General features: G+C 61.2%; 12 protein-coding genes. 11 read left to right on the forward strand and 1 reads right to left on the reverse strand.

The window, feature by feature from the left end; translation table 11 throughout:
- The first annotated feature begins 3 nt into the window (after positions 1-3).
- From phnG to HX824_RS13620, 11 genes are all read left to right on the forward strand, one after another.
- The gene (gene phnG, locus HX824_RS13570; RefSeq protein ID WP_003210619.1) at positions 4-441 is read left to right on the forward strand and encodes a phosphonate C-P lyase system protein PhnG; all 438 of its coding nucleotides are present in this window, start codon (positions 4-6) and stop codon (positions 439-441) included.
- The gene (gene phnH / locus HX824_RS13575; protein WP_063028147.1) at positions 441-1031 is read left to right on the forward strand and encodes a phosphonate C-P lyase system protein PhnH; all 591 of its coding nucleotides are present in this window, start codon (positions 441-443) and stop codon (positions 1029-1031) included. The genes phnG and phnH overlap by 1 nt, the downstream gene beginning before the upstream one ends.
- A complete protein-coding gene (locus HX824_RS13580; protein ID WP_177054661.1) occupies positions 1031-2107 on the forward strand; it encodes a carbon-phosphorus lyase complex subunit PhnI in 1077 nt (358 codons plus the stop codon). The genes phnH and HX824_RS13580 overlap by 1 nt, the downstream gene beginning before the upstream one ends.
- Entirely contained in the window at positions 2100-2966 is an 867-nt protein-coding gene (locus tag HX824_RS13585; RefSeq protein WP_008434764.1) for an alpha-D-ribose 1-methylphosphonate 5-phosphate C-P-lyase PhnJ, read from the forward strand. The genes HX824_RS13580 and HX824_RS13585 overlap by 8 nt, the downstream gene beginning before the upstream one ends.
- Positions 2927-3736 carry a phosphonate C-P lyase system protein PhnK gene (gene phnK, locus HX824_RS13590; protein ID WP_085984643.1) on the forward strand — a complete coding sequence of 270 codons (810 nt, stop codon included), beginning with the start codon at positions 2927-2929 and terminating at the stop codon, positions 3734-3736. The genes HX824_RS13585 and phnK overlap by 40 nt, the downstream gene beginning before the upstream one ends.
- The gene (gene phnL, locus HX824_RS13595) at positions 3736-4455 is read left to right on the forward strand and encodes a phosphonate C-P lyase system protein PhnL (protein WP_177054684.1); all 720 of its coding nucleotides are present in this window, start codon (positions 3736-3738) and stop codon (positions 4453-4455) included. Before phnK ends, phnL begins: the two co-directional genes overlap by 1 nt.
- On the forward strand, positions 4445-5590 hold the full coding sequence (locus tag HX824_RS13600; RefSeq protein ID WP_177054662.1) for an alpha-D-ribose 1-methylphosphonate 5-triphosphate diphosphatase: 1146 nt from the start codon (positions 4445-4447) through the stop codon (positions 5588-5590). The genes phnL and HX824_RS13600 overlap by 11 nt, the downstream gene beginning before the upstream one ends.
- Positions 5590-6153: a phosphonate metabolism protein/1,5-bisphosphokinase (PRPP-forming) PhnN gene (gene phnN, locus HX824_RS13605; protein WP_177054663.1), complete on the forward strand. Its 564-nt coding sequence runs from the start codon at positions 5590-5592 to the stop codon at positions 6151-6153. Before HX824_RS13600 ends, phnN begins: the two co-directional genes overlap by 1 nt.
- Entirely contained in the window at positions 6144-6893 is a 750-nt protein-coding gene (phnP, locus tag HX824_RS13610) for a phosphonate metabolism protein PhnP (RefSeq protein ID WP_003210610.1), read from the forward strand. Before phnN ends, phnP begins: the two co-directional genes overlap by 10 nt.
- 348 nt (positions 6894-7241) lie before the next feature.
- A complete protein-coding gene (locus HX824_RS13615; protein WP_177049324.1) occupies positions 7242-8738 on the forward strand; it encodes a M10 family metallopeptidase C-terminal domain-containing protein in 1497 nt (498 codons plus the stop codon).
- A gap of 389 nt (positions 8739-9127) precedes the next feature.
- Positions 9128-11167 (forward strand): M10 family metallopeptidase C-terminal domain-containing protein, encoded by a 2040-nt coding sequence (locus HX824_RS13620; protein ID WP_177054664.1) that lies wholly within the window; start codon positions 9128-9130, stop codon positions 11165-11167.
- A gap of 157 nt (positions 11168-11324) precedes the next feature.
- Here HX824_RS13620 and HX824_RS13625 read toward each other — a convergent pair whose 3' ends face one another.
- The gene (locus tag HX824_RS13625) at positions 11325-12521 is read right to left on the reverse strand and encodes an MFS transporter (RefSeq protein ID WP_177054665.1); all 1197 of its coding nucleotides are present in this window, start codon (positions 12519-12521) and stop codon (positions 11325-11327) included.
- Positions 12522-12694 lie beyond the last annotated feature (173 nt).

The following is a 12694-nucleotide window of genomic DNA, read 5'->3' on the forward strand; positions in this document are numbered from 1 at the left end:
TCGATGAACCTGTCCCCGCGTCAACACTGGATCGGCGTGCTCGCCCGCGCCTTTCGCAGTGAATTGCTGCCCCATGAAGACGCCCTGCGCGACGTGGATTACCAACTGATCCGCGCCCCGGAAATCGGCATGACCCTGGTGCGCGGCCGCATGGGCGGCAATGGCGCGCCGTTCAACCTCGGCGAAATGAGCGTGACCCGCTGCGTGGTGCGCCTGGCTGACGGGCGCACCGGCTACAGCTACCTGGCCGGGCGCGACAAGGTCCATGCCGAACTGGCGGCCCTGGCGGATGCGCATTTGCAAGGCGCACACCCGAGCCCCTGGCTCAGCGACCTGATCGGCGCACTGGCCAACGCCCAGGCCGAGCGCCGGGCGCAAAAAGAGGCCGACACCGCCGCCACCAAGGTCGAGTTCTTCACCCTGGTTCGAGGAGAAAACTGATGAATGCCCAACGCTTGCAACCGGCCTTTGTAGACCCGGTGCTGGACGCCCAGCGCGGTTTTCGCGGGGCCCTCAAGGCCCTCGCCGAGCCCGGCCTGATCCAGTCCTTGCCCGCGGCCCCCAGCCTTGAAGGCCTGGCGCCGGCTACCTATGCGCTGTGCCTGGCGCTGCTGGATATGGACACACCGCTCTGGCTGGCGCCGTGCTTCGACACGCCGCTGATCCGCGCCAACCTGGCCTTCCACTGCGGCTGCCCGCTGACCGCCAACCGGGAAGAGGCCGCGTTCGCCTTGCTCGGTGAACAGGACTTGCTCGACCTCAGCGGCTTCGACCACGGCAATGACCGCTACCCGGATCAGTCCTGCACCTTGCTGGTCCAGTTGACCGACCTGGAAGCCGGTCGCGCCTTGAACTGGCGCGGTCCGGGGATCAAGACCCAGCGTCAGGTCAACCTGCCCGTACCCCAAGCGTTCTGGCTGGAACGCCAACGCCGGGAAACCTTTCCCCGTGGCCTGGACGTGTTGTTCGCCGCCGGCCATCACCTGATCGGCCTGCCACGCAGCACCCGAATTGCACAGGAGCATGCCTGATGTACGTAGCCGTCAAGGGTGGCGAACAGGCCATCGACAATGCCCACCGCCTGCTGGCGAAAAAACGCCGGGGCGATACTTCCATTGCGGAATTGAGCGTGGAGCAGATCCGCGAGCAACTGCCGCTGGCGGTCGCGCGAGTGATGAGCGAAGGCTCGCTGTACGACACGGAGTTGGCTGCACTGGCGATCAAGCAAGCGGCGGGGGATCTGGTGGAAGCGATCTTCCTGCTGCGGGCCTACCGCACCACGTTGCCGCGCTTCAGCCCGAGCCTGCCGATCGATACCGCGCAGATGTCGCTGAGCCGGCGTTTGTCGGCCACCTTCAAGGACGTGCCGGGCGGGCAACTGCTGGGCCCGACCTTCGATTACACCCACCGCCTGCTGGACTTTGCGCTGCTGGCCGAAGGTGAATACCCGGGCCCGCAAACCACGCCGGATGCGACTCTGGAACCGTGCCCTCGGGTACTCGGCCTGCTGGCCAAGGAAGGGCTGATCAAGAACGAATCCGACGACACCGGCAGCGTCGCCGACATCACCCGCGACCCGCTGGAATACCCGGCCAACCGCGCCCAGCGCCTGCAAGCCCTGGCCCGTGGCGACGAAGGTTTCCTGCTGGCGCTGGGTTATTCGACCCAACGTGGTTATGGCCGCAACCACCCGTTCGCCGGCGAGATTCGCATCGGCGATGTGGAGGTGTGGATCGACCCGGAAGAGCTGGGTTTCCCGATCTGCCTGGGCAGCATCGAAGTCACCGAGTGCGAGATGGTCAACCAGTTCGTCGGCTCGGCCACCGAGCTGGCGCAGTTCACCCGGGGCTACGGCCTGGCATTCGGGCATGCCGAGCGCAAGGCGATGGGCATGGCCCTGGTGGACCGCTCGCTGCGGGCCAATGAGTTCAACGAAGAGATCGTCTCGCCGGCCCAGCAGGAAGAATTCGTGCTGTCCCACTGCGACAACGTCGAGGCGGCGGGCTTTGTTTCCCACCTCAAATTGCCTCACTACGTGGACTTCCAGTCCGAGCTGGAACTGATCCGCAAACTGCGCCAACCGGCCGAGGGCACCCGCCATGAATGACCTGACTCAAGCGCCTGCGCGTGACCCGGCGTACAACTTCGCCTACCTCGACGAGCAGACCAAACGCATGATCCGCCGCGCCTTGCTCAAGGCCGTGGCGATCCCCGGTTACCAGGTGCCGTTCGGTGGCCGCGAGATGCCGCTGCCTTACGGTTGGGGCACCGGCGGCATGCAACTGACCGCCGCGATCCTGGGGGCTGACGACGTGCTCAAGGTGATCGACCAGGGCGCCGACGACACCACCAACGCCGTGTCGATCCGCCGCTTCTTCGCCCGTACGGCGGGCGTCGCCACCACCGAAAGCACCCCGGACGCGACGGTGATCCAGACCCGCCACCGCATCCCGGAAACTCCGTTGCAGGCCGACCAGATCATGGTCTACCAGGTGCCGATCCCGGAGCCGCTGCGTTTTATCGAACCGTCGGAAACCGAGACCCGCACCATGCACGCCCTGAATGACTACGGGGTGATGCACGTAAAGCTCTACGAGGACATCGCCACCTTCGGCCATATCGCCACCAGCTACGCCTACCCGGTGATGGTGGATGAGCGCTACGTGATGGACCCCTCGCCAATCCCGAAATTCGACAACCCGAAACTCGACATGAGCCCGGCGCTGATGCTGTTCGGTGCCGGTCGCGAAAAGCGCCTGTACGCGGTGCCGCCGTACACCCAGGTCACCAGCCTCGACTTTGAAGACCATCCGTTCGAAGTGCAGAAGTGGGAACACACCTGCGCGATCTGCGGCAGCCATGAATCGTTCCTCGATGAGCTGATTCTCGACGACGCCGGTACCCAGAGTTTTGTGTGTTCCGACACCTGGTATTGCGCCCAACGGGTCAAGGAGAACAACCAGTGAGCCAGCCTCTTTTGCAAGTGCGTGACCTGTCGTTGTTGTACGGGGAAGAGAAGGGCTGCCAGGACGTCAGCTTCGATTTGTACCCCGGTGAAGTGCTGGGGATTGTTGGTGAGTCGGGCTCGGGCAAGTCCACCTTGCTCTCGCTGCTCAGCGGGCGTCTGCCACCGCAGGCCGGCCACATCGGCTATCGCGGCAAGGACGGTGAATGGCTGGATCTGTACAGCGCCAGCGAAGCCGAACGTCGCACCTTGCTGCGCACCGAATGGGGCTTTGTCGAGCAGAACCCACGGGACGGTTTGCGCATGGGGGTCTCTGCCGGCGCCAATATCGGCGAGCGCCTGATGGCCCAGGGCGTGCGCAACTATGAGCAACTGCGTGGCGCCGGCCTCGACTGGCTGGGCCAGGTGGAAATCGACCCGCAGCGTATCGACGACTTGCCCCGGACCTTCTCCGGCGGCATGCAACAACGCCTGCAAATCGCCCGCAACCTGGTCTCCAGCCCGCGCCTTGTGTTTATGGACGAACCCACCGGCGGCCTGGACGTGTCGGTACAGGCGCGCTTGCTCGACCTGCTGCGCGGCCTCGTTCGCGAGCTGGATCTGGCGGTGGTGATCGTCACCCACGACCTCGCCGTGGCGCGCCTGCTGGCCGACCGCCTGATGGTGATGCGCCGTTCCCGCGTGGTGGAAACCGGGCTGACGGACCAGATCCTCGACGATCCACAGCACCCTTACTCTCAACTGCTGGTGTCTTCGGTATTGCAGCCATGATGAATGCCTTGATCGAGGTCCGTGACCTCTCGAAAACCTTCACCTTGCACCAGCAGAACGGCGTGGTGCTGAACGTGCTGCGCGGGGTGGCGTTCAGTGTGAAAGGCGGTGAGTGCCTGGTGCTGCATGGCCAGTCCGGCGCCGGTAAAAGCACGTTGCTGCGCACCCTGTACGGTAACTATCTGCCGGCGGGCGGCAGCATCCGGGTACAGCACCTTGGCGAATGGCTGGAGCTGGTTGGTGCCGAGCCGCGTGAGGTGTTGCAGGTGCGCCAGCAGACCCTGGGCTACGTCAGCCAGTTTCTGCGGGTGATCCCGCGGGTGGCCTGCCTGGATGTGGTGATGGAGCCCGCCCTGGCCCGTGGCTGGTCGAAGGCCAATGCACAGTCGCGCGCCGAGCATCTGCTGACCCGCCTGAATATCCCGCAACGCCTGTGGCAGCTGGCACCCGGTACGTTCTCCGGCGGCGAGCAACAGCGGGTCAACATCGCCCGCGGCTTCATGGTGGCCTGGCCGGTGATGCTGCTGGACGAACCCACCGCGTCCCTCGATGACAGCAATCGCCAGGTGGTGCTGGAACTGATGAACGAAGCCAAGGCTGCCGGCGCGGCCTTGATCGGCATCTTCCACGACCGCGCCGCCCGTGAAGCGGTCGCCGACCGCCATTTCGACATGACCCCCGCGCCTGTTGCCCAAGAGGAATACGCCCATGCCCGCTGAACAGATCCTCAGTAATGCCCGGCTGGTGACGGCTGATCGCATGTTCCTTGGCAGCATCGTGCTGCGTGACGGGCTGATCGTCGACATCGCCGAAGGCCGCAGCCAACTGCCCCAAGCCCAGGACCTGGACGGCGATTTCCTGCTGCCGGGCCTGGTGGAATTGCACACCGACAACCTGGAAAAACACATGACCCCGCGCCCCGGCGTGGACTGGCCGTCGACCTCGGCGGTGCTCAGCCATGACGCGCAGATCATCGCGGCCGGCATCACCACGGTGTTCGACGCGGTGTCCATCGGCGACGTAAACCCCAAGGGCAACCGCATGCAGAAACTGCCGGCGATGCTCAACGCCATCGCGGCAGCAGAAAGCGCCGGCCTGACCCGCGCCGAACACCACCTGCACCTGCGCTGCGAGCTGTGCCACCCCGACACCCTGAGCGTGTTCCGCGACCTGGTGGAAAACCCGTTGGTGCAGTTGGTGTCAGTGATGGACCACTCGCCGGGCCAGCGCCAGTTCGTGCTTGAATCCAAGTACCGTGAGTACTACATGGGCAAGTACCACCTGAACGACGAGACCATGGACGCGTTCATCAAGCTGCAAATGGCCAACTCCAGGGAGTACAGCGACCGCTACCGCGCCGCGATCGTCGAGCATTGCCTGGAACGCGGCCTGTCGGTGGCCAGCCATGACGATGCGACCCTGGCTCACGTCGAGGAGTCGGCACGCTACGGCATGACCATCGCCGAATTCCCCACCACCCTGGAAGCCGCCCGTGGCTGCCGGCAACTGAACATGAAAGTTCTGATGGGCGCGCCGAACGTGGTGCGTGGCGGGTCCCACTCGGGTAATGTGGCCGCCGCCGGCCTGGCCGCCGAAGGATTGCTGGATATACTTTCCAGTGACTACTACCCGGCCAGCCTGTTGCAGGCGGCGTTCGTGCTGGCCAATCAACAGGACGGCGGCGACCTTTCTCGGGCGGTCAGGATGATCAGCCTGGCGCCCGCACACGCGGCGGGCCTGAGTGATCGCGGCGAAATCGCCACGGGGCTGCGGGCCGACCTGGTGCAAGCCAGGAGCCGCGACGGACTGCCCGTGGTCCAACAAGTGTGGCGACAAGCGAAGAGGGTGTTTTGATGGCAGGCAGGTTGATCTATCTCATCGGACCATCGGGTTCGGGCAAGGACAGCCTGCTGGATGCCGCACGACCGCGTCTGGCCGAGCGTGGCTGCCGCATTGTGCGGCGGGTCATCACCCGCTCGGCGGAAGCGGTGGGCGAAGCGGCGCAGGGTGTGAGCCCGGAGCAGTTTGCCGCAATGGAGGCCGAGGGCGCATTTGCCCTCAGCTGGCACGCCAACGGGTTGTCCTATGGCATCCCGCGGGAAATCGATGAGTGGCTGGCGGCGGGGCACGATGTGCTGGTCAACGGCTCCCGCGGTCACCTGGCGCAAACCCGGCTGCGTTACCCGAACCTGCTGGTGGTGTTGCTGACGGTAGACCAAGGGGTGTTGCGCCAGCGCTTGCTGGCGCGGGGTCGCGAATCCCTGGCGGATATTGATCTGCGCCTGGCACGCAATGCGCGATTCGCCGAGGGTTTGAGCGCTGCTGCAGATGTGTTCCTGCTCGACAATTCCGGCCAACTGGAACACACGGTCGAGCGCTTGCTGGGCTGCCTAGACGGGCAACCTGCATGCGCCTGACACTGCTGGGCACCGGCGATGCGCGGCAAGTGCCGGTGTATGGCTGTGAGTGCGCCGCCTGTGGCCTGGCCCGCCATGACCAGAGCCTGCGCCGCCGCCCATGCAGCGCATTGATCGAGTGTGGCGACCAGCGCTGGTTGATCGACAGCGGGTTGCCCGACCTCACCGAGCGCTTCCCGCCGCGCAGCTTCAACGGGATTCTCCAGACCCATTACCATGCCGATCATGCCCAGGGTCTGCTGCATCTGCGCTGGGGCCAGGGGCTGGTGATTCCGGTGCATGGGCCGGTGGATCCGGAAGGGTTGTCCGACCTGTACAAACACCCCGGCATCCTCGATTTCAGCCAGCCGTTTGCCGAGTTTGAAACCCGCCGGTTGGGTGAACTGAGCGTCACCGCGTTACCGCTGCTGCATTCCAAGCCCACCCTGGGGTATCTGCTGGAAGGTGAAGGGCGGCGCATTGCCTACCTTACCGACACCGTCGGCCTGCCACCCGCCACCCGCGATTGGCTGCAACGCGAGCCGCTGGATGTGCTGGTACTCGATTGCTCCATGCCGCCGCAGCCGCAGGCACCGCGCAATCACAATGACCTGACGCTGGCGTTGCAATGTATTGAAGAGGTGGGTGCGCAGTTGGGGGTGCTGACCCATGTGGGGCATACGCTGGATGCGTGGTTGTTGCAGCATCGGCGGGAGCTGCCGCGGCATGTGACGGTGGGCTGGGATGGGCGGGTGATTTAGCGTGGGAAGTTACGTCAAGCGGTGAAGTCCTGATCGCTGGTGGATTTGGATGAAAAGTTTGAGTGGATGTATCTTTGTTGATGCCGGTTTGGAGTATTCATATTGGCGGCATTGTGTAGGTTTTTGTTTTTTTTCTGATAAACCAAGGCGCTGCCGCAACGGCTGGTGTGTGTTCAGTTGTTTAAATTACAAGTTATTTATTGAGTTTCTTAGCGGGTGTTTCATCGCTTTTAAATGTTTCGGTGAGAACTAAATAAGCGCTGTCCCGTGCTTTCCATGCATGGGAGCTTAATGGCTGATGCCGATTGTTCCGGCTCGTCTATTAATTAATAAAGAGTGCTCTTTCTCATGAACGTTTTTGACGCGATCTCCATCAGGCCCATGCTTCAAAACTTGCCGGAGTCTGACCCCGGTCCGACTGGCTTCGGCGCGAAAGCCAAGCCGACCTACACCACGGATCAGGCCGGCAAGCAGATCTCGCGGGACAACCTGCGGTTTCACGATCGTAACGGCGACAAGAAAGTTGATCTGTCCTACACCGTCGACCCCAGTTTCACCGCGCAGCAGCAACAACGCGTTCGTCAAGCGGTGCAGTCCTGGCAGGATGTTGCCAACATTAACCTCAAGGAGCAGGCAGATGGGGCAGACGGCACGGTAAACATTAAAAACAACCCTCGCGGTGACCGTGGTGTTGCCACATCACCTACACGCTCCAACACCAGCACGACCGCGACGATAGGCACGCTGAAAGCAGGGAGCAGACCTGGCCTGGGCAGCCACTTTTCGGTGACCGCGGTACATGAAATCGGGCACGCCATCGGCCTGCAGCATCCAGGCAACTACAATGGTGGCGGCTCTGCCTACAACAGTGGCGCGGTCTATGCCGGGGATACCAAGGCGCGCAGCGTCATGAGCTACTGGTCGGAGAAAAACCAGGCCGGCCACGACTTTCAGTCTTCGAATCCATCCGCGCCAATGATGGACGACATCGCGGCAGCGCAGCGGTTGTATGGGGCCAATCACCAAACCCGCAATACCGACACCACGTATGGTTTCAACTCCAACACCGAGCGGGAGGCGATGACGCTCAAGAGCGCCACGGACAAACCCGTTTTTTGCGTATGGGACGGCGGCGGTGACGATACGTTGGACTTTTCAGGGTTCTCACAGAACCAGAAGATCAACCTCAATGCCGAGTCGTTCTCTGACGTGGGCGGCTTGAAGGGCAATGTCTCGATTGCCAAGGGGTGCACAATTGAAAACGCAACAGGTGGGGCCGGTCGCGACACCCTGATCGGTAACGAGGCGGGCAATCGACTCAAAGGTGGAGCAGGGGCTGATACGTTGCGCGGTGGCGGCGGAGCGGACATGTTTATCTACGACAAGGCCAGTGATTCCACGCCCCAGGATCCTGACTTGATCGAGGACTTTACCAGCGGTACCGACAAGATCGACCTGTCGGGCGCATTGAAAGAAGCCGGCGTGGGCACCCTGGTGTTCACGGACCGATTCACGGGGCGCGCTGGCGAGGCCTTGCTCAAGTACGACGCCGCCACGGGCCGGTCAAGCCTTGAAGTTGACCTGAACGGCAGTGGCAAAGCCGAGTTGTTGATCAACAGTGTTGGCCAGATCAAGTCGACGGATGTGCAGTGGGCGGGGGCGACGCCTGGGTTCAAGCCGGTGCCATTACCCATGCCAAATGTAGTGCCGTCCCCGGCGCCGCCCCCTGCGCCTGATTCGAAAACGACCACGCTTGCAGTGTTGAACGAGATGATCGCCAAGACATTGTCGACGTTGCTGCAGCTATTGAAAGGTCTGCTTCAACAGCCGGGCGCCCCTGGGTAACCGCCAGAGTGAAGGCAGAGTCTGGCCCTGTTTCCAGTGCCTGGCTCTCAGCCATCAGCACCACGTGGTGCAGCAGCCGGATGTGTAGCAGATTGTTTTCATGCCCTGGTTAGGGCGATGGGTAATTGTAGGTTTATATGTCTCCGGTTTTCTTCGTGTCGCATATTGAATGCAGAGCTGGCCTGATCTGAAACTTCTGAATATAAATATAGTGCGCTTAAAAAATTGGCGATGTGTTTCTGGCTGTTTGGATATTTAAATTGAAACGTTCATAGGGGTGGCATTCGGTTTTTTCATGTGAGATTTTAAGGCGGCTGTTAAGTGAAACAGTCGCGTTGAAAGTCTATTTCCTGATGAATGAAAGTCTCAACTAAAAGGATGTTGTTTTTATGAGAGTCACTGCTTCTTTTGTTAATCCGCCTGTATCAAGTCATGAGCTATCTACGTTGAATGCGGCCACTACCAGTGATGGCGCAACCTCAAAAAAAACCTTCACCACGGATGATGCTGCAAAGCAGATCCTGCGAGAGGGTTCGAGGCATTACGATCGTAATGGCGATAACAAAATCGAGCTTTCCTTCACCCTTGACGATCAATTCTCTGTGCAACAGAAAGCGTCCTTGCGCAAAGCCCTGACGTCTTGGCAGGACGTGACAAATATTGTCTTCAAGGAGGGGGCGACAGGTCCGGATGGTTCAATAACCATCAAGGCCAATCCCGATGACAATGGCGGGGTGTCGGGGCTGCCTAATCGCTGGTACGGTGATATGAGCACTACGGTTGGAACGAAAGGCGCTTCTGATGCCCCACGGCATGGCGATGTTTTTTTATCAACGGCCATACATGAGTTGGGACATGCCCTGGGGCTTGGCCACCCTGGGGACTATGGTGAAAGTGTGCACTCTTATGCAGATGCCCTATACACGCAGGACACCAGAGCCCACAGCGTAATGAGTTACTGGCGGGAAACCAATCATACGGGCCATGACTTCAAATCGCGCGAACCTTCAACACCAATGAAAGATGATATTGCTGCCGTACAGAAACTCTACGGGGCCAATCTCAATACGCGGAATACCGATACTACTTATGGCTTTGAATCCAATACTGACCGTGACCACTTCAGCCTTGAGTCCTCGAAGGACGCCCCGATATTTTCGGTATGGGACGGGGGCGGGAATGACACGCTGAACTTTTCGCTATTTTCCCAGAACCAGAAGATCAACCTGAATGCGGAGTCGTTTTCCAATGTGGGTGGCTTGAAGGGTAATGTGTCTATCGCCAAGGGCGTTGTCATTGAAAATGCCACAGGTGGCTCAGGTGACGATGAGCTCATAGGGAATGAGGCCGGCAACCGGCTCAAGGGTGGAGCGGGTTCAGACAGGTTGACAGGCGGCGCAGGCGCGGACGTGTTTGCTTACGATAGAGCGAGTGACTCGACACTCACCAGGCCTGACGAAATCCTGGATTTCACCAGCGGCACAGACAAGATCGACCTTTCGGGCTTATTGAAAAATACCTCAATCAAGCATTTCAACATTGTTGAGCGGTTTACGGGGCGTGCTGGCGAGATTGTCCTGAGCCATGACCCGCGCAGCGGAAACGGTAGTCTGGGTCTCGACACCACTGGCAGGGGCAAAGCGGATTTTCTGATTAAGAGCGTGGGTGGCATTCAGGCCAGTGACATAGTCACTGGCGGGGCACACGAACCTGGAGTTTCCAAGCCGGAGCCCCAACCAGAGCCCAAGCCAGAACCTCAACCGGACCCGAATCCGGAACCTTTTCCTGCTCCGCACGATACTGTCTATGGCTTCAACTCCAACACCGGTGATCCCTTCCTTAGCCTGCATTCCCAGAGTGGCGCTCCCAGGTTCCTGGTGAGGGACAAAGGTGGCGATGACACCCTGGACTTTTCGGGCTTCCGGCAGAACCAGACCATCGACTTGCGCGAGGGCGCAGCCTCCAGCGTAGGCGGCTTGCGCAATAACGTTGGTATAGCCAAAGGTGTCACCGTGGAGAATGCGATTGGCGGCTCAGGCCGTGACACGCTCATAGGCAATACGGTGGATAACGTTCTCACCGGCGGGGCAGGTGGAGATACGCTCTGGGGTGTGGGCGGTAGAAACACGTTCAGGTATGAGAAGGCCAGCGACTCGGCCTATGACGACGCTGACCTGATCATGGATTTCACCAGTGGCCAAGACACAATTGATCTGACGGGTTTAATGACAGAAGTCGGAACGCCCTTGCGGCTGGTGGATAGCTACACGGGCCGTATTGGAGATACCGTCGTCAAATACAACCAGCAGAGCGGGCGTTACTTTGTGGGCATCGACTTACTGGGACGGCGTCAGACAAACTTCCTGCTTAAAAGCACACGCTTGATCCGGCCAGAGGACGTGATCGGTCTGTCTACTCACCTGCGCTGAAAAGCAACGCGCCAGGGCGCTCGCCATCTTCCTGGAGGGGATACCGCCCATAAATCCCTGGGCGGTAATTCCCAATCAGTCAGCAAGCCCTTGACCTCGTCACTCGTCATTTCTGGCGGATGCGGCGTTGGAGCCGTTGATGCGGTTGTAAGGTGGGTCAGGCAGTCGCCACCGCCCCTTGCCGCGAGGCGCTCAAGAAGCGCAGCAACGCCACCAGCGGGAATGCGCTGCCCACCAGCATCACCCCCAGCCAGCCGCCGTGTTCGTACACGCTGCTGGCAATCGCCGAGCCGAAGGCGCCGCCGATGAAGATGCTGGTCATGTACAGCGCGTTCAGTCGGCTACGGCTGTTGGCGTCGAGGGCGTAGATGGCGCGCTGGCCAAGGACCATGTTCATCTGCACGCAGAAGTCCAGGACCACGCCGGTCACCGCCAGGCCGATCACGCTGTACAGCGGGTGCACGAAGGCCGGCAGGAAGCTCAGTGCGGCAAACAGCATCGCCAGCAGCGAAGCGCGGTGGGTGTGGCCGGCATCCGCCAGGCGCCCGGCAATGGGCGCGGCGATGGCGCCCAGGGCACCGACCAGGGCAAACAGGGCGATCTGGCTTTGGCTCAGGCCGTGGTTGCGTGACAGTTCCAGCGGGACGGCGGTCCAGAACAGGCTGAAGGTGGCGAACATGCAGCCCTGGTAAAACGCGCGCTGGCGCAGCACCGGCTGGCGGCGCAGCAGGGTGCCCAGCGAGGCGAGCAGCTGGCCATAGCTGGCCGCGTGATCCGGTTGGCGCTTGGGGATGGTCAGCATCAGCACCACGCTGATAAACGCCATCAGTGCCGCAGCGGCCATGAACATGGCGCGCCAGCCGAAGTGGTCGGCCACCACGCTGGACACCGGTCGCGCCAGCAGGATACCCAGCAGCAGGCCACCCATGATGCTGCCGACCACCCGGCCACGGGATTCAGCCGGCGCCAGGTGCGCCGCCAGCGGAATCAGGATCTGTACCGACACCGAGCTGAAGCCGATCAGCAGCGACACCAGCAGGAACAGGTTCGGCTGTTCGGTGAACGCCGCACCCAGCAGGCTGGCGATGGCCACCACGGTGGTGATGATCATCAGCCGGCGGTTTTCCAGCAGGTCGCCCAACGGCACCAGGAAGAACAGGCCCAGGGCATAGCCGATCTGGGTCAGGGACACGATCAGGCTGGCCATGGCCGGCGTGAGGCCGATGTCCGGGGCGATCAGCTCGATGATCGGTTGCGCGTAGTAGATGTTGGCGACGATGGCGCCGCAACAGAACGCAAACAGCATCACCATGCCTCGGGTCATCGTGCTTGTAGCGGGGGGCGTGGCGTTCATGGCGTTCTCATAAAAGCGAAGGATTGTGGCGAGCGAGGATAAAGACTGGCCCCGGGCGCGAGTAGCCTGTCTGTGGTGATAACACTCATGCCGGGAATTAATGACTGAAACGTTAACTTTCGCGCTGAAGGTCGATGATACATTCAGTCACAACTGCATAAACAGGAAATCGA

It is taken from the genome of Pseudomonas sp. D4002, assembly GCF_013385665.1.
GTDB lineage: Bacteria > Pseudomonadota > Gammaproteobacteria > Pseudomonadales > Pseudomonadaceae > Aquipseudomonas.